The following is a 23,377-nucleotide window of genomic DNA, read 5'->3' on the forward strand; positions in this document are numbered from 1 at the left end:
ATGGATGTACAATTATTAACCTTTATCATCGTTGGCGCCTCGTTTGCCCTGTATATCGCAATCGCGATTTGGGCCCGCGCTGGTTCAACCAACGACTTCTATGTTGCCGGCGGTGGTGTTCCACCTGTCCTTAACGGTATGGCAACCGCAGCGGACTGGATGTCAGCCGCATCATTTATCTCTATGGCCGGTCTGATTTCCTTTATGGGTTACGACGGCGCTGTTTACCTGATGGGCTGGACTGGTGGTTATGTACTGCTGGCGTTATGTCTTGCGCCCTACTTACGTAAGTTCGGTAAATTTACTGTACCGGATTTCATTGGTGATCGCTACTACTCACAGACCGCACGTACTGTGGCGGTATTCTGTGCCATCTTCGTAAGCTTTACTTATGTTGCCGGTCAGATGCGTGGTGTTGGCGTAGTATTCAGCCGCTTCCTTGAAGTTGATATTGTTACCGGTGTGGTTATCGGTATGGCAATTGTATTCTTCTACACTGTACTGGGTGGTATGAAAGGCATCACCTACACTCAGGTTGCCCAGTACTGCGTATTGATTTTTGCTTACTTAGTACCTTGTGTATTTATTTCTGTAATGGTGACTGGTCACATTCTGCCACAAACTGCCTTCGGTGCAACGCTGGCTGACGGGTCCGGGATGTACATGCTGGAGAAACTGGACCAGATTTCACTGGCACTTGGATTTGCTGAGTATACCACCGGAACGAAGAGCACCATTGACGTATTCTTTATTACCTTCGCACTGATGGTAGGTACTGCGGGTCTGCCTCATGTAATCGTACGTTTCTTCACTGTACCTAAAGTTCGTGATGCACGTAAGAGTGCGGGTTGGGCGCTGGTCTTCATCGCTATCCTATATACCACTGCACCGGCACTGGCTTCATTTGGCCGCGTAAATATGATTGAAACCATCAATGGTCCGGATCTGGCGGGTACGCCTTACGCTGAAGCGCCTACCTGGATTAAGAACTGGGAAAAAACCGGCCTTATCGAATTTAACGATAAGAATGGTGATGGCAACATGTACTATGCAGCGGGTAGCATTACCGACCCTAACAGCGCTAACGAAGTGAAAGTTGACCGTGACATCATGGTGCTGGCTAACCCTGAAATCGCCAATCTGCCGGCCTGGGTAATCGCGCTGGTGGCAGCTGGTGGTGTAGCCGCGGCACTGTCTACTTCAGCGGGTCTGCTGCTGGTAATCTCTACCTCGGTATCGCACGACTTACTGAAACGAAACTTTGCGCCAAACATCTCCGATAAAGCTGAGCTGGGCTATGCCCGACTGGCAGCCGGTGTGGCGATTGTTATTGCCGGTTACTTTGGTATTAACCCGCCAGGATTCGTAGCGCAGGTGGTCGCCTTCGCGTTCGGTCTCGCGGCCTCGAGCTTCTTCCCTGCCATCATTATGGGTATCTTTAGCAAGCGTATGAATGATAAAGGTGCTGTGGCAGGTATGGTCTCGGGTATCGCGTTTACCGCCGCCTATATCATCTACTTCAAGTTTGTGAACCCGGCGGCTAACGTACCTGCTAACTGGTGGTTCGGCATTTCACCTGAGGGTATCGGTACCCTGGGTATGCTGGTGAACTTCGCAGTAGCTTACGGCGTGTTCAAGATGACTGATGAAGCACCTCAGGAAATCCAGGAAATGGTTGAAAGTATCCGCTTCCCGAAAGGTGCGGGTGAAGCTTCGGCTCACTAAGATTGACTAACATTTAATTAAGAAAAGGCTCACCTTGTGGTGGGCCTTCTTTATTTATCCCTGAGTTGCTTTTTAAGCAGGCAATTCAGGCATAAACAGGGTTGATCTGGCACAGTTTGTTACTGGCTAAAACCCGCTATGCTGTATCTACTAAAAGAGAAAAACGCGACCGGGGACAGCTTATGAGTAGCACGCCACAGCAAGTTATCGATTTTCTGAAAACGTCAGCACCGTTTGACCAGTTGAAAAATGAATTGCGCGAAGAGCTGGCGCAAAAAGCGCGGCTTATCTACCTGGCTAAGGAAAGCCAGGAAACGCTACTCAAGGAAAATGCCGGTCGTCTGTTTCTTATTCAAAGCGGCCAGTTCTCGGTGAAAGACAGTGACGGACCCCAGCGCCACTTAAGTGAAGGCGATTACTTTGGTTTTCATGCCCTGATTGATGGTGTGACCTACCCGTTGGAAGTAGAAGTCGACTCGCCGGGGCTGGTGTATTCGTTTAGCGAGGCCGCGTTTAAAAAATCCCTGGAAATGCCGGAAATCGCCAACTTCTTCCTGGGCACCAAAAGTGAGGCCCTGCAAAATCAGGCGGTGCAGGACTCAAACTCCATGTGGCTGTATAAAGCCCTGTCTGAAGTGATTGAGCGTGCACCGGTAAAAGTAGATGTGAATCTGTCTGTACAGCAAGCTGCCGAGGTGATGTCAGAGAGTAATGTGTCGTCGTTGCTGATCACCGAAAATGACAAACTGGCTGGCATAGTGACCGACCGTGATTTACGTAACAGGGTAGTAGCCACCGGCCTGGATGTTGGTCTGCCGGTCAAATCTATCATGACAGAAAAACCGGCCATGATTATTCAGAACCGCACTATGTTTGATGCCATGGCGCTGATGACGGAGCGTAACATCCACCATCTTCCGGTTGTCGATCGCACTACTCGGGAGCCGATGGGGATGGTCACCGCATCCGATGTAATACGGCATCAAAAAGGTAATGTGCTGTTTATTATAGGCGAGCTGTCCAAGGCCGAAAATCTGTACGAACTTACCCGTCTGTCCTGGCAAATGCCCCATTACTTTGCTACCCATGCCAAACGGCCCGGCGACTTTGATATTGCCGGTAAAGTACTGGCACAGGCCACCGATATCATGACCCGCAAGCTGATTAGTTATTATCAGCAGCAACACGGCCCGGCTCCACTTGATTATGCGTGGATAGTCTATGGCTCACAGGCCCGGGAAGACCAGACCATGGGGTCAGATCAGGACAACGGCTTATTACTGGAGCGCGAGCCCAATCAGGAGGAAGCCGAGTATTTTGCCGGTATGGCAGAGTATGTATGTAAAGGGCTTGGTAAGTGTGGGATAAAACTGTGCCCGGGTAATATCATGGCCAGTAACCCGGATCTCAGGCTATCGCTCGATGCTGCGGTAAATGAGGCTAAAGGCTGGGTAGCTCAGCCAACCAATAAAGCCATAATGTATTTTAATATTTTCCTGGATGCCCGGGCGGCAGCCGGTGATGTGGATTTATTCAGAAAAATGCAGATGGCCCGGGCGCCTTTATTGAAGCAGCCTATGTTTTTGGCCGCGCTGGCACGTCAGGCCAATGATGCCTCGGTGCCCCTGTCGATGTTTAAGAAGTTTACCTATGAAAAAGGTCACACCGTTAAAGATGCCATAGACCTGAAGGTGAGGGCTATTGCCATTATTAATAACCTGGTGCGGCTTTATGCGCTGGCAAACGGCCTGACCATGCCGTCCACCCTGGGGCGGCTTGCCGCGCTGCCGGCCGGCGCCGGACTATCGAGCCGCGATGCAGATAACCTGCGGGATATCTGGTTGTTCTTAAACCGCCTGCGCTGGCGTCATCAGCTACATAATAAAGTGACCAATAATCTGGTGTCTGTGAGCGACTTGTCGTCGATTGAAAAACACCAGCTTAAGGCGGCTTTTCAAGCCATAGAGCGAGCCCAACAGGCCGCTGTTATGAAGTTCTCTGGTGGAATGTCCTGATATGTCGACACCACAACAGCCTCCAATCTGGCGGCGCATACAGCAGTGGCTGAGCGGCGGAGCAGCGCTACCAGAGAGTCGTAAACACCAAATGCTCAGGGATGTCCCCTTGCTGGCGGTGGATCTGGAACTGACCTCGCTGGACCCACAGAAAGCCAAGATAACGTCGATTGGCTGGACTGAAGGGAAAGCGGGCAGTATCGATCTGAGCAATTGCTATTATGCGGTGGTCAGGGCATCCGGCGATTTGGAACAAAGCCCGGTTATCCATGGCCTGACAGCTGATGAAATTGCCCGGGGAGCACATATTAAAGAGGCGCTTGAGCAACTGGTGCCGTATGCGCAAACCCATGTCTGGGTATTTCATAACGCCGGGCTGGACTTAGCTGTACTGGATAAAGTGCTGGCCGCTAACGATATGTATCTGCCAGAGGTGATTACCATTGATACGTTGAAGCTGGCGGTGTATCAGTTGCAAAAACAGCACGACGTACTGCCGCCTAACAGCGCTACCCTGACTGTTTGTCGGCAGCGATTAAATTTACCGCTGGCGCCCGCGCACAACGCCCTTGATGATGCGATGGCCACTTTGCAGCTCTGGTTTGCGCAATATTACAGCATGGACCCCAGCGGCAAGATGAGTTTGCAGGATATTGCCCACACTCAGGCAGTCGGATGCAAAAATTTAGGAAAAAGTTCGAATAAGTGATTGACAAGATTAGCCCAAGAGCGTATCTTTCCGCCCGCGTTGAGCAACGAGCTAAACGCAAAGGCCCAGGTGGTGAAATTGGTAGACACGCTAGCTTCAGGTGCTAGTGACCTCACGGTCGTGGCGGTTCAAGTCCGCCCCTGGGCACCATTCCTCGAAAGACGTTTTAAATTCTCTATTCGTAAGCAAATCCAAACGTTTATCAGATCGGCGGACTAATCCAGCCGAAAATCACAGATTTTCGTCGTTCATCCGTACGCGAAGCAGTGCTTCGCATAAAATGTACGGCTTCACCCACCCCTGGGCACCATTCCTCGAAAGACTCTCAAAAAATCAAACTCCCGATTTATAAAACTAGCAGGACAAGACCTGTTGGTGACTGTTTAATTAATAAAGCTCCCGCTAACAGTTCATATGTGTATTACATCCCTGTAGCACCGTCCAGCCACGCCATCCGGGCGTGTCGTTCTTCGTGCTGCGTTATGCCACTGGCATAACGGTCACTCATTACCCAGCCGAAAATCACAGATTTTCGTCGTTCCTCTGTACGCGAAGCAGTGCGTAATTAAACGCGATTTCAGTAAATTTTAATCTGCGTAGCGTACGCCCTGGCAGAATTGCTGCTAATATAGCGCCACGTTATCCGGCGACATTAATTTTTGCGCCATCTGCCGTTCTCATTGTTCACTATTCAGGATCACCATGGCACTTAAAGCAACCATTTTTAAAGCAGACCTGTCGATCACCGATATGGACCGCAACTATTACAACGACCATAACCTGACCATTGCCCGGCATCCGTCTGAAAATGATGCGCGTATGATGCTGCGAATTATTGCGTTCATCGTGAACGCGCATGAGCGACTGCAGTTCACTAAGGGATTATCCGATGATGATGAACCGGACCTGTGGCAAAAGAACTTCAGTGATGAGATTGAGCTGTGGATTGAATTAGGCCAACCCTCAGAACAACGTATTAAGAAAGGCTGTAATCAAAGCCAGCAGATGCTGATTTACTCCTACGCCGACAACAGCTTTGATGCCTGGTGGAAAAAGGAACAAAACAAGCTGCAAACCCGCAAGAATCTCTCGGTGTTTACGGTGCCTGAAGAACTGGCTTCCACGCTGGAAAACGTCGTGCAACGCTCAATGCAAATTCAGGTTACTGTACAGGACGGTCAGATGTGGCTGACTATCGAAGGGCCGGATGTCACGGAAAGTGTTGAAGTGGCTATTGAACAGCACATGTAGCAGGCGGTAAGCGACGGACGTCTGGAACGTCCGTCGTGTATTGTTCGGTAGCAGGAGAACGGCTAGTTGAACAGACCGTTAAGTTTGTCTTTGCCTTTTTCCATTAACTTGTCTTTTTCTTCCTCAAGTTTTTCTTTGGCTTTATCGGCTACCACTTTTTTCGCTTCGGCTTTTGCCTGTTTAATAGCGTTATCCAGCATTTGTTGCACAATAGCAGCACCCACCTGGTCAGCCGGCAAACCGTCGGGCTTACCAATTGAACCGGCGTTAAAGGTGGGCAGGGTAACTTCATAAGCCTTTTTATCAATCTCAAATTCCCCGGTGTCGAGGTTTTCAAAATTCAGCACCAGTTTAGCGTTGCTAACGGTAACCTGATCGACAATCAGTTTCGGACTCGGAGATGAAGGATCAGCGGGCTGCTCATTGCCGCCTTCAGGCAGATTGGCGGTCAGGTTGTTCTTAAGCACTACCAGATTGCCCTGGCCTTTGCTATCCAGCTCATACAGGATTTCCGGACCGTCAACGGTGACTTCCTGAATACGGTAAGGCTCTTCGGTAGAACCGCCTAAGTCCAGGGTGATACCGGTGAGGCTGAGGGCGTCTTCATCGCTAAAACCATCCGGGTTTTCCACGTCGATATCGTTTATGGTCAGGCGGCCTTCACTGAAAGACAAATCTACCGAAGCCACGCTCACCGGGGTGTCTAAATACTTGGTTCCCTGGGTTTCTATCTGCGAGCGGATAAATTCATTGGCACCGCTGGCGAGATACACCACGCCACCCACAACGGCGGCAATCACTACCAATAAAATGATAAGAACTTTTTTCATTACGCTTCCCTTTATCTAATGAGTTATACGCATCCTACTACAAAATACGCAACGGCAAACAATGCTCGCGATGAAATCCCTGCACTGCTGTTTAATAACTACGGTAAACCGCTTAAAAAGTATCATTTCGCAACGAGTCGACAACCGCTAAGTCGCAAATTACCTGTTTAGGATTCTGAGCTGTTAAATAAACCGGAGCTAAAGCTAAGACCGCCTACACCAAGCACAAAACCGAAATCATACCAACCACCATTGTTGTAAATGGCATAGATTGCTACATCATCGAAAATCAATGAGGCGAGCCAGGAAAAGATAATGATTAGCCCGTGCCATAAACCGTGTAAAAAGCCCACTTTATCGGCCTGCTGTGCTTGCTCAAAGGTCATTTGGTCAGCACAACCAGTAAGCAACAATACTGCCACTGCCAGCATGATCAATTTGGTCTTTGCCATAAGTATTTCCTTATCCGGGGGAACCTGTTGGCAGATTAACAAACTCTGTCTCCGTTGTGCATGGCTCAGGTTAATTTTTGTGCGATAACAGTTCGGTAATTGCTTGTGCCACCAGAGCTGGTTGGTCTTTATGGGGTTGATGGCCAAATTGTTTTGAGCGGATATGCCAGGCCTGTTCTGAATTTGAAATCAGTGCCTGATGCAAGGCAAGCCACTGCTGTTTGCCTTGCTCGGTTTCTTCAAAAAACAAGGGGTCTGCTGCGCGTCTGGTGGAGGTAAACAAAGCGACGGGTAAATCTTCGGGCAGTGGATAGGTGTCGATAGCGGCATCGTCGAGTTGTTGACTCAGTAATTGATACTGGGCCAATAGGTGAGCAGGCAGGTACTGCTGCATCAGCTCGTCATCTGCGGCAATACGCTGGCTATCAATGGCTTTAAACTGGCGTCGCTGGCTGAGTACGGTAGGCTCGAGTAATACCACACCGTGGATTAACTCGGGCGTAAGCTCGGCGACCTGCGAAACAATCAGCCCGCCATAAGAATGGCCCACTAGAACGATCTGCTCACCCTGAAAAGGCTTAAGCTGGCTAATCAGATACTGCACGTCCTCGGCAATGCTGGTGGGTTTTGCATTTGCTTGCGCAATACTCGGGCGGGTATAGGTTATTACTTTATAGTCGGCTGGAAGATGTTTTAACAGCGGCGCCCAGCTTTGTGCTGTTTGGCCAAAACCGGCCTCAAACACAACCACCGTGGCAAGCACGGGTCTGGCTGATAACAGCAGAATAAGGAGTAAGCAAAGGTGAATGATTTTGTGCATAACAGGCCTGTTGATAAAGGTAAAAAACAGCATGTTAGCGGGCAGGGGGTAAAGGCGGGGTCAAACAACAGGGTAAAATTGCCAGCGGCATAGGCCGCTGGCAGACAGAGGTTACAGGCTGTTCATGCTCTGTACCGAAACCGGACCAAGGCCAGCGGCTTCAACTTCAGCTTTAATTTTCTCGGCATCACCAATGATAAGCCAGGTCAGCTTATCCGGATGAATAACTTGTGCTGCAGCTTCATTAAGGTCGTCCAGGGTGAGGCCGTTGTATTTTTCTACCAGAGTTTCCGGGTAGTTATACTGGCGGTTAAAACGGCTACTGGAAAGCAGGCTGCCCAGCACCGAACCGGCAGTTTCAAACTGCCCTGGCAGCGAGCGTACTTCATCCAGACGCGCACGTTCAAGTTCCATGGCCATTGGCGGCTTGTCACCTAAGTAACCATTCAGCTCTTTCTTCAGCTCCAGTAAAGACGGGCCGGTCTGGTCGGTCTGAACCGGTGCATACACCATAAACGGACGCTGGCCTCGGGCATCCTGCAGGAAGGTATAAGCGCCGTAGGACCAGCCTTTATCTTCACGCAGGTTCATATTAACCCGGGCTGTAAACGCACCACCTAAGGTCAGGTTCATCGCCTCGATGGCAATGTTGTTGTCGATACCTGTGGGCGGTGCTAAATGAGCAGCCAGAATCAGCGACTGCTGCGATCCCGGACGGTCAATAATAATCGCCTGGCCCTGTTCAGGTAGTTCGGCCTGAGCGATTTGCTTACTGCCTTTGCTACCCGACACTTTCCACTTACCAAACTCTTTCTCAAGCGCTGGCTTAATCTCGTTTAAGGTAGTGTCACCAACCACGAAGATAGTGGCATTATCCGGGCGCAACCAGGTGTTTTTAAAGGTAACCAGATCGCTGCGAGTTATTGCCTGTACATCTTCAGCCGTACCGGTGCCGGTAAACGGAATACCGTAGGCATGGTCGTCACCGTAAATAAGCGGTGGCAGCAGAGTCAGGGCAATACTTACCGGACGGGTCTTCTGCTGAGCAATATTACTTAATATAAGTGCACGCTGACGCTCAATCTCTTCCTTGTCAAAGGAGGGATCTTTAAGGATATCACCCAGTAAGGCCAGTGATGGCTTCATGTTTTCCTTCAGCATCGACATGCTGACGGTGGTGGTGTCGAGATTAGAGCCACTGTTTAAGTTAGTACCCAGTTGCTCCAGTTCGGCTGCCAGCTCAAGTGCGTCATAGTCACCGGCACCTTCATCCAGCATTCGGGTGGTAAAGCTGGCAAGGCCCAGTTTGCCGCCTGCATCTGCTGCATAACCGGCATCAAATTGCACTGCCACATTCACTAAGGGTACCGTAGAGCGCTGTGCGAATACCACTTTGATGCCATTCGATAACTCGGTTTCAGTCACTTGTGGGAAGCTTAGCTGGGTTTCTGCATCAATTGACGGCAGGCCAGTGCTGCGGTCAACGCCTTCTGCTTTGGCGGTATGCTCTTCGAACGGCACAAAGGTAATCTGATGCCAGCCATCTCCCAACCATTGCTGGGCGGCCGCTTTAACCTTCTTTGGGGTTGAATTAGCCAGTTCTTCTAATTCAGTTTTGAAGTAATTGGGATCGCCGGCAATGTATTCACCGGTAGCCAGGGTATCGGCCTTCCCGCCAAAGCCGCCAACTTCCTCAAGGCCACGAATAATCGAGGCGCGGCGCTTGGTGGATACCAGCTCTACCTCATCACGGCTGGGGCCTTTACGTAAGAATTCGGCGATGATTTTATCCATTTCGCGTTCAACTTTAGCCGGCATCCTCACCGGCTTTGACGTCAACGCTGACACCAAAAATCGAAGCCATCTGCAGTTCATAGTTAAACACGGAGGCGTTGGTAGCGATTTGCTGATCGTAAACCAGCTCTTTATACATCCGTGAATTCTTACCATCGCCTAACACACTTGCTGCAATAAACAGGTCAGTGGCGGTCGGACTGGTATTTTCAGGCGACACCCACAAACGGTAGATGCGGGTTTGCGGTACCTTATCCTGAATAATTTCGCGGGTATTGGCTTTACGCTCTGGTACCCAGGATTGCCATTTGGCCAGGGCCGGGCCCGGCTCAATATCGCCAAAGTATTTGTCGACCAGAGGCTTGGCCTCGGCGGCGTTTATATCACCACTTAGCACTAAAATGGCATTGTTAGGCCCGTAATACTGATTAAACCAGCCTTTCACATCATCCAGCGAGGCCGAGTTGAGATCCTCCATCGAGCCGATAACCGTGTGATTGTATGGATGGCCGCTGGGAAACAGGGCTTCAACTACATGATTAAACAAGGTGCCGTAGGGCTGATCTTCGCCCTGACGTTTTTCGTTTTGTACAACGCCTCGTTGCTCGTCGAGCTTGTCCTGGGTTACCGCACCGAGTAAATGCCCCATGCGATCTGATTCCATCCATAAAATCCTGTCGAGGGCTGGGGTGGGAACGGTCTGGAAATAGTTAGTGCGGTCAAAGTTAGTGGTGCCGTTCAGACCTGTAGCGCCAGCCTCCTGTAATGGGCCGAACCACTCGTCATCGTAGTTTTCAGAACCATTGAACATCAGGTGCTCAAATAAGTGAGCAAAACCTGATTTTCCTTCCGGCTCATCCTTAGAGCCCACTTTGTACCATACCGCTACCGCTACTACCGGCGCTTTGCGGTCTTCATGAACAATAACGGTGAGGCCGTTATCGGTGGTAAATTTCTCGTAGTCGATGTTAATGTCGTCTTTGGCAAACGCAGCAGTTATACATAAACCACTGAGTGCCAGCACACCAACGCCTAGTTTCAGGCCTTTGGTGAGGTGCTTGATTACTGTCATGAATGTCATCCTTAATCTTTTTATTAGCGTTGATTATCGCCCGGGCATAATTATGCCAGTGTTAAACATAAAGCATTCCGCCAGTTAATAAAGTGCTGGCGGAAGCAAAACTGTAAATGTTTGTGAACGGCTCAGATTTGACCCGGTTTATTCGGGAACATGCACCTCAGGTACTTCGGTAAATGGCTGAATTCCAAACGAAGGGTAGACTTCGGTAGGAAAGTAAATTCGACCCTGCGTAGCCACCATGGCAATGGTTTTAATGGCTTTGAGATCCTCGGTAGGATCGCCGGGTACCAGAAAGAAATCGGCCTGCTTACCCACTTCAATAGAGCCGCGTTCTGTATGCCCCAGATACTGCGCCATATCATAGGAGCCACGCCGTAGCGCTTCGGCTGCGGTCATGCCTATTTTTTCAAACAGCTCCAGCTCACGATGCAGGTAAAAAGCGCCGCCCATATCGGTTCCGGGCACCAGCAGAATGCCACGTTTATGCATGAGTGCGAGGGTATCAAGAATTTTCTGGTAAGCGGCCAGATAGGCCTGATCCTCTGCATCGTCTGCAACATTTAGCATGGCGGATTTGGCTGAACGTTGCACGCTAATGGGCATATGGTCTATGTAATCGCGCACCGCCATGGCTGTTACGCCATTACGTGAAGTCATACCATACTCGTGGATAACGGCGGTTGGGTCGTGAGCGATATTATTTTTCACCATTAAATCCAGTGTATGCTGCACTTTATCGCTGTTAAGATCTAAGTCGACAAAGCGTTTCATGCCGGTAATTCTGAACAGGGTACGGGTGTCCTCTTCCGGCCCCAGCACCCAGCCCAGCATAATCTGATTGATATGCGTCAGTTCATCATAACCCGCCTCAATCATCTGATCGGCGCGGTAAAAAGCCGGTACGTGCCCGGCTACCCGCATACCCAGCCGGTGGGCTTCAGCGGCCATTTCTTCAACCCAGTCACCGTTCATTGAGTTGTAGATCTTAATTTGCCAGTACCCTTTTTCGGCGTAGTTTCTAACCAGTTCCAGCGCTTTTTCTTTACTGTCTGCCAGCTCTCCGGTTGCTGCGCTGAATTCACTTACGCCTTCAATAAAGCCGCTTTTAGTAATGGTAGGGCCAATCAGCACGCCGCGGTCAATCTTATCTATCAGGTCCGACAGTACGTCGTCTTCGTTACCCATATCGCGAATGCCGGTAACCCCGGCCATGACATTCATGAGTGCCTGATTATCACCAACGTGGCCATGCATATCGTAAAGACCTGCTACCAGTGTGCCGCCTTCACCTTCAATAAAAATTTCATCAGCGCCGGGAGCAGAACGGACGTCTTCGATTGCGGTAATGGTATCGCCGGTCATGACCACCGAGACCGGATCGGTCAGGCTGAGTGATTGCGGATCGAAAATGCGCACATTGTTAATTCGCACCGGTTGTTCATATTCATGAGTTACGTTATTAGCGATGTCTTCATAACGCTTGGTATTAAGCGTTGCCGTAAGTTCGCGCAGGCGGCTGTCTTCATTCTCAAACCCTGCTTTTAACACTGCGTACCGTGGTGATACGCCGCCCACGTATTGCTGTTGATCATCGAGTAATATATAGCTCGGGTTGAGGTCGATACCGCCAACGGCATACAGGGTAACGGCCAGCTCATCGTCTTTACCCTGCAAGGTAAGAGATTCTTTTGGGGTAACGGTTACCTGACCAGCCGGTAAGGCAGGGTAGGGCTCACCGCCGGCATCGAGCACGGTTTTTGCGTAGGTGTAGAGCTCATAAGGGCTGGCATTCTGGGCAATATAAATAGGCTTATTGCTGGCATCAGCTTCACCACTGCCGGCGGCAGAAGTCCAGCTGGCCTGGCCGTCTTTCAATTCATAGGTTTCATTCACCTGATTACCGAAGGTGGTTTTACCGGTGATTTTCCAACTGATTGGCAGGCCCGCTTCAGAGAGTAACAGGGTTTCTTCGCTGCTGGCACCACGGCCGTTATTGCTAAATCCGTAGCTGATATCAATCAGCGTGCCGGATTGACTGATGGTCATATCGCCCACATCGGTACCGCCAAACAGTACATTGTAACTGGCGGTTTCAACCTGTGGTTGCTGGCTCTGTGAAGCCGTTGTGTCTGAGCTTACAGGTGCCTCACCACTGCAGGCAGCTAAACCCGTAAGTGTGAGTAAAACAATCAGTTTTCGCATGTTTCATCCTTATTGTTGTTATCATTCTCAGTATGTCACAAAGCGGCCACTAACCTAAGACTTAAAAGTAGCCATGGTTCGCTCAAGCAGCGCATTGTTGCTTTGTAAATCGGTTGTCAGTGCTTTCAGTTCGTCGGCAATCGACACTTGATGAGTGGCGGCGTCCTGTACCGCAACCACATCTTTGGCAATTTGGTCTGACGTGACTGACTGCTGCTCGGCCGCCGCCGACATCGCATTCGCCTGAAGCTCTACGTTGCCGGCGCTATCGCGCACAGTGCTAGCGGTGCGTTCACCTTTCTCAGTCAGGTTTAGTGAAATGCGGGCGGCTTCTGCGCTCTGGCTTACGCCGTTAATGACTGTGTTGCTTACTTGCGCCAGCGTATCGAGTAACGATGATATTTTATCGGATGATCCACGACTTGCCGTAGCCAGTTGTCTCACTTCGTCGGCCACCACAACAAAGCCTCTGCCATGCTCACCGGCATTAGTCCGCCAATCAGGCCGATACACAGTAGCGTCAGGTTTGCTATCGATAAACGCATAAATCCATTCATAGTCTGCACGTCAGTAAGTTCCTGGACTACACAACTCAGGAGGGCTTGAATAACTGGGCTAATAATAGCGGTAACTGAGGGGAATCCATTGGTTTATTTCCCGTTACTTAGGATAAAAGTATAGTTAGGGATTTAAGATTCGCGAGGATTTACCCGAATGGCAAGGGTAACGGGCCCAAAGGCCCGTAACGGACTGGCTGTTAAGGATTAAACGGCTTGTTGCCAGTAAAGGTGAATATCGGTTAGTGCGGCGATGTCATCTACGTACTGCTTCACCGGTTGTGGCCACTCAAGGCCTTTTACCATAGTCAGGTTACGCAGGAATGGGAAGATAAGCACATCATCCATGCCCAGGCTGGCAGAGGCCTTTAGCAGCGGCAGTTTGCTAAGCATGTCATTTATCCGGCCAATGTAATGTTCTGTTTTCGACATGGCTTCGGTAAAAGTCATGGCGATCACTTTTTCTTTTTTCGCCTGAAAGTAGTCACGGGCCCCAGCGGTGGCAAACTCCGGTTGGTCGATAAGGATATTGCGCGGGAATAGCAAACCGTTCATATCGCTGCTGTATTTGCTTAGCACAGTGGTAACTTTTTCAGCTTGCTGTGCAGGCTGTAACTGCTTATCTGCCGGAGCCAAAGACAAAATTTTATCAACGATATCCAGGCTTTCGCCCATTGCAGTGCCATCGTCGGGTTGTAATATCGGCACCATTTTTTTGCCAATCAGCTTATGGCAGGTCTCATCGTCGTCGTTAAGCAGCAGTACCTTCTTGTGAGGAACACCGGTATAGTTGGCTACCATATCGGCGCGTACGCAAAACGGGCAGTGTAAATATTGATACAGGGTGAACATTAAGACACTCCTTTTGGCTGAATTTGTTGATAAACTATAACGTATTCACCTTACACACTTTACTTTTCAAAGATAATAAGTTATCCATTTCATGACCTTAACGCCCGATACCCTTATGGCCTTTGTGGTAGCAACGCTGATCATCAGTTTGTCGCCTGGCCCCTCCAATCTGTACATTATGGCTTGCACGCTGGGTTCAGGCAGGACCGGCGGCACCGCAGCGGCACTTGGCATGGCTGTAGGGTCTTCCAGTTATGCCATTGCTACGGCTTTTGGACTGGCGGCCGTTATAGCGTATGTCCCTGTGGTATTTACGGTGATAAAGGTGCTGGGCGCGCTGTATCTGATTTATCTTGGCGTTACGGCGCTACGTTTTGCAGCGGCGCCGCATTTGCGCAAGCCGGTTCAGGCATCTACCCGGCGGATTGTTTCCAGAAGCTTGCTGGTAGAACTGAGTAACCCTAAAACCGCGCTGTTTTTCATTGCCTTTCTGCCGCAGTTTACCCATGCAACGGGCGATGTGTTGATCACCGATTTGCTGGTCCTCGGCCTACTGTTCAGTGCTATCGCGTTATGTTGCGACTTGCTGGTGGTGCAACTGTCTCATCAGCTGGGGCGCTGGATGGCAAAGAATCCGCGCATTGCGGTGCGTCAGGAACAACTGGTCGGGCTGATTTTTCTTGGCTTAGGCGCCACCCTGCTGCTGGACTTTGGCCAGACAGCAACGGTTTAGTCAGCCGGCCACCCTTAACTGCCTTCTACCTCATCGAACAGCGCTGCAATTTGCTTGGTTACCTTATGGCTGGGCATTAAAAATGGTAGCGGTGTTCGATGGGAGTGGGATTCTTTCACTTTCACCGAACTACTCAGGCGGGTTTCAAATAAGGGCAGACCTTTTTCCTGTAACTCACCAATCAGCGCCGCAGGCAGCTTGGCCTGAGCGTTATACTGATTGATCACCACGCCAGACAGTGCCAGCGACTGGTTGTGATCTTCTTTGATTTCCATGACATTTTCCAGCAAGCGTTCAATGGCCTGGGCAGAAAAATGATCGCAATCAAAGGGTACCAGAAACTCATCGGCAGCAATCAGGGCCGCTTTGGAGTAAAAGTTAAAATTGGGTGGGGTATCAATATAAATGCGTTCAAATTCTTCGCTTAGCGCTTCGAGGGTCTCACGCAACTTAAACATTTTGTAGCGTGATTCCAGTTCTCGCTCGATAGTGGCGAGGGTTGGGTCTGCGGGTAAGACATAAAGGTTTTCGAAAGCCGTTTCCTGCACAAATGCCGTAGGCGGTTGGGGTTTGGAAAACCAGCCGACAATTTGCTTAAACATGTCGGCCACGGTAAGGGTGTCTTCACTAATATCAATGCCTGCATAGTGGGTGCTGTTACCCTGTGCATCTAAGTCGACCAACAGGGTTTTATAGCCTCTTAAGGCACTTTCTGCGGCGAGATTGGTGCTGATGGTTGATTTGCCAACACCGCCCTTTTGATTGAATACCACCCGTTTCATGTGACTCCCTTTATTTCCTCGTCGGTCGATGAGATGAGGACTTGCTGTATAAATAATCGACGCTTTCAGCATAAGTTATCCCTGCCGAAAAGTAACGGATTAAAGTGTTTGAAAAATGTTAAATATATGTGAGGTGGGCTAAACTTATATAAGCCATTTTAATGGAGCGGCCTGCCTATGAAAGTTTATGCATTGGTTGTCGTACTCAGCAGCTTCATCTTGCTTGGCGGATGCGCCAGTACCGAGCCCGATACAGGTAATTATTTACACCCGGTTTATACCGACGCATTTCCCGCTGCCAGATCAGTAAACATTGAGTCGCCAGCCCAAATCCTCACGCTGCCAGAAGAGGCCAAACGGTTTTTAACGAAAATTAAGGTGACGGCGGAGCAAAAGCAAACCACGCCTTTAGACGAGTTGGTAAACAGCCTGTTTGCCGAGCAACAGCTTGGTTTAAGTTACTTCAGCGATGCCAATTCAACCGTTGCAGACACCTTTAAAAACCGCCAGGCCAATTGCCTGTCGCTAACTCTGATGACCTATGCGCTGGCCAAGGGATTGGGGCTGGATGCCAGCTTACAGGACGTGTTTATTCCCGAGTACTGGTCGCGCAGGCAAGGCTTTAGCCTGCTCAATGGCCACGTAAATGTGCTACTCACCGACAAGCGGGATCTGTTCGCTACGCCAATACTGGTGGACTTTGACGCCCGCATGCAGGGCCAGCAATTTAAATCAGAAACCATGTCAGTAAACCGTGCACTGTCGATGTTTTACAACAACAAGGGTGCCAATGCGCTGGTATACGGCAATTTCCCGGTGGCATTTCGATATCTCAGTGCGGCCCTTAAACAGGACGATCAGTTTACCGCTGCGTGGATCAACCTAGGGGTGCTGTACCGCTTTACCGAGAATTATCGCTACGCCGAAGAGGCCTATCAGAAAGTACTTCAGCTTGATACCCGAAATCTGACGGCCAGAGAAAATCTGGCGATTTTGTATCGCCTGACCGGCCGTGATTCCAAAGCCAATGAGCTGGCCAAAGAGGTACATAAACTGAGGGTAGCGAATCCTTATTACCATCTGATCCGCGGCGATGAAGCCTTTGAAGAGGGCGATTTCAACCTTGCTCATAATTATTACCGCCGGGCCTACCGGTTAGACAGAACGAATCACTTGATCCTATTTGCTCTGGGCAAAACAGCGCTGGCAACGGGTGAAACTGATGATGCACAAACTTTTCTGGAGCGCGCCATTAAGCGTGCGGAGTTGCCGGCTGATCGACAACGCTATGCCGCTAAGCTGGCCGTACTAAGTCATTATTATGAGGAACAGCTGTAATGAAGTTATCCCTGTTAATCGCAGTCTTGGGGATAGGATGCTGTGCACTGGCAAGCGCCAGTGAGCCGGTATGGGTGCAGGATCTTAATGTGCTGGCCGATGATATGATGGAAGGCCGTGAAGTGGGTAGTAAAGGCTCAAAGCGTAGCCGCGAATACCTGATACAGCGCTATGCCGAAATTGGCATTGAGCCACTGCCGGCACTTAACAACTATGGTCAGCCTTTTTCAGCCATCCGCAAAAACAAACCACTGGCCGGCACTAATGTGGTTGGTCAGCTCAAAGGTGAGCTGGAGCGTTATATTATTGTAAGTGCTCACTACGACCATATAGGACGTAAGGGGAGGCGTATATTTAACGGAGCAGATGATAATGCCAGTGGTGTGGCGGCTATGTTGTATCTTGCCGCGCAAAGTCAGCAAAGTGGGCGGCAGTGTCACCAGGTGTTTTTAGCTTCAGACGCCGAAGAGCATGGACTGCTTGGCGCCAGGGCCTTTGTGGCGTCCGACGTAGTGGCGGCTAAGTCGATATTTGTAAATCTCAATCTCGATATGCTCTCGCAACCGGGCGGCCGCAAGGAAGTCCTGGTGAGTGGCAATCTCAGCCATCCGGCGTTTAACGGCCTAATCAAGGATATCGAACTGGCCAGCAACATGCCCATGATTGCTACCGATGAAAAACGTCGCGTCGGCCGCTACCCGAGTCTGACCGATCGCCGCAAGGTAAGCGACCATGCCGCTTTTGCCGAACAGGGGATCCCGTTTCTTTTTTTGGGTGTGGGCCGGCATAACTACTATCACACGCCAAGAGATACCGCTTCCCGGGTAAATCAATCGTTCTATGGTGAAACGGTTGCTATTGCCTGGCAATACCTGCAAAAGCTGGATGCTTTGTGCGCCCAAGCTGCCGAACAGCCATAAAAAAGCGGAGCCATTGCTCCGCTGCTAATTCTTACCGACGCCTTAGATTACGCCCAGTTCACGCAGGCGTTCCTGTAAATACGCCTCGGCAGTATAGCGGTCAGACAGTTTAACGTCGGGACGTGGGTGCAGGAACAACGGCAGAGAAATACGTGATTTAGTCATATCCGCACCGTCGGGATTAATTACCCGGTGGATGGTAGAGGGGTAATATCCGCCACTGGCTTCCTGCAGCATGTCGCCAATATTCACAATCAGCGTACCGAAATCACAGGGAACATCCATCCATGAACCGTCTTTTCGCTGAACCTGTAGGCCCGGCTCGTTAGCTGCCGGTAATACGGTTAGCAGGTTAATATCGCCGTGAGCCGCTGCCCGGATAGCATCCGGCTCTTCATTGCCGTCCAGTGGCGGGTAGTGCAGTACCCGCAGCAGGGTTTGCTCACTGCCATCGATCATTTGCGGCAATGGCTCGTTAAAACTGGCCTTAACGTCATCAGGTGCATTGTCTTCTACCCAGCTGAGTAATTCAGCGGCGAGGTTGGTGGTTTTGGCGTAATAGTCTGCCAACTGCTGCTTCAACTCCGGCGGGCACATGCCCCACGGGTAGTAGTGAAAATATTCCTTAATGTCTTTTTTCTTAAAGCCTTTGGCAACTTCGGATACCGACTTGGAAAAATAACCGTCCTGAGTGCCTTTATTGTAGGTGTAATCGAACTTATCTTCGCTGTCGAAAAACGCCTGCCACGCTGTATAGATATCTTCTACCAGCTGTTTCTGAATAGGGTGATTTTTTAATACGCCAAAACCGGTTTCATGCAGCGATTTTGCGAATAACTCGGCAGCGTTGTCTGCCTGATAATCTACGGCAACTAAGTTCATTAGGGTTTCCTGTCGTTCTGATTTTACAAATTATAATGTGGCTTTGAGGTACTGCAAATGCCGCCGGCTTGATACATATCAAGCCGGATTGATTACGGCCGAATTTAGCCCAGTGTCAGATAAAAACCGGCCAGGGCAGCGCTCATCAGGTTTGATAAGGTGGCGGCAAAAACCGCTTTTAGACCCAACTGAGCGATCTCCTTACGCCGGGTTGGGGCCATGGCGCCAATACCGCCCATCAGAATGGCAATGGATGAGAGGTTGGCGAAACCACATAAGGCAAACGTAATAATCGCCTGACTGATTGGAGACAGCTCTGGCTGTGCTGCAATAAAGTCCAGGTAGGCGATAAATTCATTAACCACTATCTTCTGACCAATAAAGCTACCGGCAATCTGCGCTTCAGACCAGGGCACACCGAGCGTCCAGGCGAGAGGCTGTAACAGGAAGCCGAGAATTTGCTGAATGGTGAGGTTTTCAAAACCAACCAGACCGCCAGCCCAGCCAATGATGCCGTTCAGCATGGCAATCAGGGCCACAAAAGCCAGCAACATCGCGCCTACGTTCAGAGCAAGCTGTAAACCGGAAGCAGCACCGCTGGCAGCGGCGTCGAACACGTTTGCATAGTGGGTTTTTTCTTCTTCGGTTTTTTCCAGCTCGTTGTGCGGCTCTGAGGTTTCCGGCTGCATAATTTTAGCCATTAGCAGGCCACCTGGTGCGGCCATAAAGCTGGCAGCCAGCAGGTACTTAAGCTCAACGCCCATGCCGGCATAGCCTGCCATTACCGATCCGGCAATAGAAGCGAGACCGCCTACCATGATGGCAAACAGCTCTGAGCGGGTCATGTTAGGGATAAACGGCCGTACTACCAGTGGTGCTTCGGTCTGTCCAACGAAAATGTTGGCGGCCGCCGACATCGACTCCGGGCGACTGGTTTTTAGTGCCTTTTCCAGCAGACCACCGATCAGGCGGATGATAATGTTCATCACCTTGAGGTGATACAGAACGGCAATCAGGGAAGAGAAAAAGATGATAACGGGCAACACATTAAAGGCGAAAATAAAGCCCAGCGATTTGTCACCAATAGGTCCGAACACAAAATCGATACCCGCCTGACTATAGTCGATAATGTTTTGCACAAACTCGGTGGTTTTCAGTAATAGCTGAATACCGGGTTCGAAATACAGGATAAACGCGCCCACCGCCGCCTGAATGGCGAAAGCGCCACCCACGGTACGCCAGTTTATGGAACGTCGATTACTTGATAAAGCGAATGCAATACATAACAGCAGGGCGACGCCCAGTAAACTTATCATGGGGTAATCCTTTACTTAATAACTTGTTGTATATGTGATTTTATTACGTCCAGCGCAATTTGGTTCTTGCCCCCCTGGGTTACCACTACGTCGGCGGTAAAACGGCTGGGTTCTATAAACTGGTGATACATAGGTTTTACGGTTTTTTCGTACTGCGTGGCCACTGAATCCATGGTCCGCCCGCGTTCCTTAACATCCCGCATCATGCGGCGCATCAGACAGATATCCAGCGGTGTGTCGATGAAGATTTTTACATCGTATAAAGGCAGTAATTCTACTCTGGCAAGCAGCATAATGCCTTCGAGGATCACCACCGGAGCCGGCTGCAACCGCTCGGTTTTAGGTAACCGGGTATGGGTTTTAAAGCAGTAATGCGGGTAGTCAATGGGCTCACCATTACGCAAGGCACCGAGGTGGGCTTTTAATAATTCGTGCTCAAAGGCATTGGGATGGTCGTAGTTGTTTTTTTCCCGCGCTTCCATGGGCAAATGGTCCTGGGCACGGTAATAGTGGTCCTCGCGGAGGATCTGTACCGGCCGACCTTGCTCAGAAAAAGCATTAATCAGGTTCTCAGTGAACAACGACTTACCGGAGCCAGAAGCACCGGAAATAGCAATAATCAGGGGTGTTTGCATAGTGGGAAAAACGTATTTTTATTTATAGCAAAGATACGCAAATGCACCGTGCGAATCAATCCCACAGTATAGGCTTTAAATCAGATAGCGCCGTTCGGGGGTGTTTTGACATCCCGGCAAATGGTGAGTCTTTGCATTATAATGCTGACCATCTGTTCAGGTTACCATTGTTTTCCCGGCTTGCAAACTGTCTGTCATCAGGGGGTCATACCTGTGCTGTACAGGCCTGATTACAATTCTCGCTATTCGCCAATAATGTCTATGTCGCTGGCATGCAGCACCGGCAGGGCATAGGAGTGTTGCTTGGAACGTGAGCCTTCACCCTGTGCGCGCGGCGGATAGTAACGGGTTTTTTCTTCACTGAAGCCGGCAAATACCTCATCGAGGGCGGCCCGGATCTCACTCAGGGTTTTATCCAGATTAGCGTTAAAATCAGGCCGTTTACGTTTGGTATGGCCTAATTCCATCAAGCGGGTAAACACTTTACTGGCAAGGTTGGTCAGCTCTGGTGGGATATCCTTATGGTGAAGTAAAACCGCGTTGGGATTTTCGATACAGTAGTGCAGCAAAGCTGTGTAGAAGCACAACGGTTTATTTTGTAGCTGCACGGTGACATCATTAACGCCATTGCCGAGGGTTTTCTCGTTGAGGTTAACGGTCAGCTTAGGCGTAATTTTTACTATTGGAACCGGTTGCGCCAGGGCTGCCGCTTTTACTGCGCGGCGTTGGCTGGTTCGTACCTTAACAAATGCCGGCGATACCAACAGGGCTGCCAGCAGCGCTAACGGGCTGAATGACAGGTAGCGATAAAGCGGTTTAGTCGCCAGCTGCACGTTAACGGTTTGTTCGGAGTTTTCCAGTACCAGTTGGGTTAAACGCGCATTTTCAGGCTGACCCGTGGCATTGGCAGTAACCGATTGCAGTGATACCAGCCATACACCGGTTTGCTGTTCGCTTAATATGGTATTAATGCGGTTAAGGTAAGCCTTGAGTGTATCCTGATTAGGCGGCGTTCTTAACGTTTGGTTGCCCACGTCGAGAAACTGCAGGTCCAGGCTAATACGCGCTTTTATTTTATCCACAGCTTCATGTTCGGCATATAACCGGGCACTGGTTTGGCCAACCAGGGCACCTAGCTGGAAGATAACAAACAGCAGAAGGGTGACGAGGCCGCCCTTTAGCCAGTCGTTGGGTGTAATATCATAGGTTTTCATTTGAATTACACTCGTTAATTAGCACCACGTCGCGGTAGTACTTACGTGGGTGGTTATTGGATATCTCAGTGATAACCTGCTGAATAGCACAGCGTAAATCCGTGTTGTTATCCTGCATCTTTAAATACCAGCGCATGCCGGGCACACTGTTTTCCAGTGAGGTAATGTAATTACGCGATAACGTCTGCTCATCAGCTTTACCCCAGTAGCTGGAGATAATATCCACCTCTCCGGCCATCAGTGCGCGGCGTAGTTCCTGATGCGAATTGTAGTAATAAAGCTTGATGTTGGAATCGTTCAAGCCCAAACGCTGCAATACCGTTTTGGGTACAATATGCCCTGAACGACTGCTTGGGTAATCGAGTATACCGATGCGTTTGCCCAGCAGATACTCCTTAGTGAGCACCGGTTTTTCACGCAGGGCAATAAAATATGCGCTGTAATCGGGGTGAGCTGCTATGCTGTCGTAGTGATAGATGCGGTCGGCGCCGAAGGCGTCTACCACGTTACTTTTAACCAGGGTGAGTTCCGGCACGCCGTGATTAACAAACCGGAAGGTATCAAAGTCGTTACGACCGATAATCACTTTTACATCGCCAAACTGACGTTGCACTACATTATTAGCACATAGTAATGGCAGGGCTTTTTCAGCTATAGATTGCTCAGTAAGGTACACGTTAAAGACTTTGCTGTTTTGCGACAACGGCGTATCGCACTGCAACTTGCTGGTAGTTTGCGGTGAAATATCATTTATTTTTTGTGAATTTTGCACAAAGCCAACCACGCCACTACAAATAAAAATAGCAGCAACAATCAGCCATCGTGTTGTTGAATTCAGTCGTAAACGGTGCAAAGTGTTTTAGAGTTAGTTTTACTTATTTGTCCAATTTGAACAGTTAAACTTATTTAATGCAATAAGTAAGTTTATTTTGAGAGTGTAAGTGACTGAAAAAATGAATTATTCATTAAGTAACTTTGAATTTGCTTAAACGCTGTTTATTCATTGTGGTTATGCGAAGAATATAGCTGGGCTTGTGAGCAGGGCCGGGAGTTCTAATAATTACGGTAATTAACTGACCGTTCGTTCAGGAAAATATAAAAATAATAAGCGTTGTCAACTTTTTAAGTAGTTCAACCAGAGCGAATTTGTCATATTGCTGAAACAATAATAATGAACAATCTCGGCCCGATTTACGCTGTTTCAGAAAAATGGAATGTCACCGATAAAACGGCAAGGTGGCCGAACCAAATTGATTTTACTGCCGGAAG

Annotated in this window: 21 protein-coding genes and 1 tRNA gene; 8 read left to right on the forward strand and 14 right to left on the reverse strand. The window is 49.7% G+C overall.

What is annotated here, in order from left to right; genetic code table 11:
- From C6Y40_RS05880 to C6Y40_RS05900, 5 genes are all read left to right on the forward strand, one after another.
- Window positions 1-1,725 (forward strand): sodium:solute symporter family protein, encoded by a 1,725-nt coding sequence (locus tag C6Y40_RS05880; RefSeq protein WP_105933790.1) that lies wholly within the window; start codon window positions 1-3, stop codon window positions 1,723-1,725.
- A gap of 182 nt (window positions 1,726-1,907) precedes the next feature.
- Window positions 1,908-3,740: a putative nucleotidyltransferase substrate binding domain-containing protein gene (locus C6Y40_RS05885; RefSeq protein ID WP_105933829.1), complete on the forward strand. Its 1,833-nt coding sequence runs from the start codon at window positions 1,908-1,910 to the stop codon at window positions 3,738-3,740.
- A gap of 1 nt (window position 3,741) precedes the next feature.
- Complete coding sequence (locus C6Y40_RS05890; RefSeq protein ID WP_105933791.1) at window positions 3,742-4,449, forward strand: 3'-5' exonuclease; 708 nt, start codon at window positions 3,742-3,744, stop codon at window positions 4,447-4,449.
- Window positions 4,450-4,512: 63 nt separating this feature from the next.
- Window positions 4,513-4,599, forward strand: a tRNA-Leu gene (locus C6Y40_RS05895).
- 552 nt (window positions 4,600-5,151) lie between these two features.
- Complete coding sequence (locus C6Y40_RS05900; RefSeq protein ID WP_105933792.1) at window positions 5,152-5,700, forward strand: YaeQ family protein; 549 nt, start codon at window positions 5,152-5,154, stop codon at window positions 5,698-5,700.
- A 62-nt stretch (window positions 5,701-5,762) separates the two neighbouring features.
- On the opposite strand, the gene C6Y40_RS05905 is transcribed toward C6Y40_RS05900, so the two are convergent.
- The 8 genes from C6Y40_RS05905 to grxB all read right to left on the reverse strand — a co-directional run bounded on the left by C6Y40_RS05905 (window position 5,763) and on the right by grxB (window position 14,288).
- Window positions 5,763-6,530, reverse strand: a complete 768-nt coding sequence (locus C6Y40_RS05905) for an AsmA family protein (RefSeq protein WP_105933793.1) — start codon at window positions 6,528-6,530, stop codon at window positions 5,763-5,765.
- 167 nt (window positions 6,531-6,697) lie between these two features.
- Window positions 6,698-6,982 (reverse strand): hypothetical protein, encoded by a 285-nt coding sequence (locus C6Y40_RS05910; RefSeq protein ID WP_105933794.1) that lies wholly within the window; start codon window positions 6,980-6,982, stop codon window positions 6,698-6,700.
- Window positions 6,983-7,052: 70 nt separating this feature from the next.
- Window positions 7,053-7,802, reverse strand: coding sequence for an alpha/beta fold hydrolase (locus tag C6Y40_RS05915; RefSeq protein ID WP_170308419.1), 750 nt, complete (start codon window positions 7,800-7,802; stop codon window positions 7,053-7,055).
- Between the two features lie 111 nt (window positions 7,803-7,913).
- Entirely contained in the window at window positions 7,914-9,620 is a 1,707-nt protein-coding gene (locus tag C6Y40_RS25145; RefSeq protein ID WP_240621860.1) for an insulinase family protein, read from the reverse strand.
- On the reverse strand, window positions 9,610-10,668 hold the full coding sequence (locus C6Y40_RS25150) for a M16 family metallopeptidase (protein ID WP_240621861.1): 1,059 nt from the start codon (window positions 10,666-10,668) through the stop codon (window positions 9,610-9,612). The genes C6Y40_RS25145 and C6Y40_RS25150 overlap by 11 nt, the downstream gene beginning before the upstream one ends.
- A gap of 147 nt (window positions 10,669-10,815) precedes the next feature.
- Window positions 10,816-12,879 (reverse strand): amidohydrolase family protein, encoded by a 2,064-nt coding sequence (locus C6Y40_RS05925; protein WP_105933796.1) that lies wholly within the window; start codon window positions 12,877-12,879, stop codon window positions 10,816-10,818.
- A 54-nt stretch (window positions 12,880-12,933) separates the two neighbouring features.
- Complete coding sequence (locus C6Y40_RS05930; RefSeq protein ID WP_170308420.1) at window positions 12,934-13,392, reverse strand: methyl-accepting chemotaxis protein; 459 nt, start codon at window positions 13,390-13,392, stop codon at window positions 12,934-12,936.
- 251 nt (window positions 13,393-13,643) lie between these two features.
- Window positions 13,644-14,288 carry a glutaredoxin 2 gene (gene grxB, locus C6Y40_RS05935; protein WP_105933798.1) on the reverse strand — a complete coding sequence of 215 codons (645 nt, stop codon included), beginning with the start codon at window positions 14,286-14,288 and terminating at the stop codon, window positions 13,644-13,646.
- Between the two features lie 91 nt (window positions 14,289-14,379).
- Here grxB and C6Y40_RS05940 point away from each other — a divergent pair, with 91 nt between their 5' ends.
- The gene (locus C6Y40_RS05940) at window positions 14,380-15,021 is read left to right on the forward strand and encodes a LysE family translocator (protein ID WP_105933799.1); all 642 of its coding nucleotides are present in this window, start codon (window positions 14,380-14,382) and stop codon (window positions 15,019-15,021) included.
- Window positions 15,022-15,035: 14 nt separating this feature from the next.
- Here the strand turns inward: C6Y40_RS05940 and C6Y40_RS05945 are convergent, their stop codons facing one another.
- Window positions 15,036-15,803: a ParA family protein gene (locus C6Y40_RS05945; protein WP_105933800.1), complete on the reverse strand. Its 768-nt coding sequence runs from the start codon at window positions 15,801-15,803 to the stop codon at window positions 15,036-15,038.
- Window positions 15,804-15,980: 177 nt separating this feature from the next.
- On the opposite strand from C6Y40_RS05945, the gene C6Y40_RS05950 reads away from it, so the two are divergent.
- Window positions 15,981-17,141 (forward strand): tetratricopeptide repeat protein, encoded by a 1,161-nt coding sequence (locus tag C6Y40_RS05950; RefSeq protein ID WP_105933801.1) that lies wholly within the window; start codon window positions 15,981-15,983, stop codon window positions 17,139-17,141.
- Window positions 17,141-18,061 (forward strand): M28 family peptidase, encoded by a 921-nt coding sequence (locus C6Y40_RS05955; RefSeq protein WP_105933802.1) that lies wholly within the window; start codon window positions 17,141-17,143, stop codon window positions 18,059-18,061. The genes C6Y40_RS05950 and C6Y40_RS05955 overlap by 1 nt, the downstream gene beginning before the upstream one ends.
- Before the next feature lie 42 nt (window positions 18,062-18,103).
- On the opposite strand, the gene C6Y40_RS05960 is transcribed toward C6Y40_RS05955, so the two are convergent.
- From C6Y40_RS05960 to C6Y40_RS05980, 5 genes are all read right to left on the reverse strand, one after another.
- A complete protein-coding gene (locus tag C6Y40_RS05960) occupies window positions 18,104-18,943 on the reverse strand; it encodes an isopenicillin N synthase family dioxygenase (protein ID WP_105933803.1) in 840 nt (279 codons plus the stop codon).
- Between the two features lie 104 nt (window positions 18,944-19,047).
- A complete protein-coding gene (locus C6Y40_RS05965; protein ID WP_105933804.1) occupies window positions 19,048-20,259 on the reverse strand; it encodes a NupC/NupG family nucleoside CNT transporter in 1,212 nt (403 codons plus the stop codon).
- A gap of 11 nt (window positions 20,260-20,270) precedes the next feature.
- Window positions 20,271-20,894, reverse strand: a complete 624-nt coding sequence (gene udk, locus C6Y40_RS05970) for a uridine kinase (protein WP_105933805.1) — start codon at window positions 20,892-20,894, stop codon at window positions 20,271-20,273.
- A gap of 242 nt (window positions 20,895-21,136) precedes the next feature.
- Window positions 21,137-22,108 (reverse strand): hypothetical protein, encoded by a 972-nt coding sequence (locus C6Y40_RS05975; RefSeq protein ID WP_105933806.1) that lies wholly within the window; start codon window positions 22,106-22,108, stop codon window positions 21,137-21,139.
- Window positions 22,095-22,880 carry a PhnD/SsuA/transferrin family substrate-binding protein gene (locus C6Y40_RS05980; RefSeq protein ID WP_240621862.1) on the reverse strand — a complete coding sequence of 262 codons (786 nt, stop codon included), beginning with the start codon at window positions 22,878-22,880 and terminating at the stop codon, window positions 22,095-22,097. The genes C6Y40_RS05975 and C6Y40_RS05980 overlap by 14 nt, the downstream gene beginning before the upstream one ends.
- Window positions 22,881-23,377 lie beyond the last annotated feature (497 nt).

The organism is Marisediminitalea alba, from assembly GCF_002993365.1.
Classification (GTDB): domain Bacteria; phylum Pseudomonadota; class Gammaproteobacteria; order Enterobacterales; family Alteromonadaceae; genus Alteromonas; species Alteromonas alba.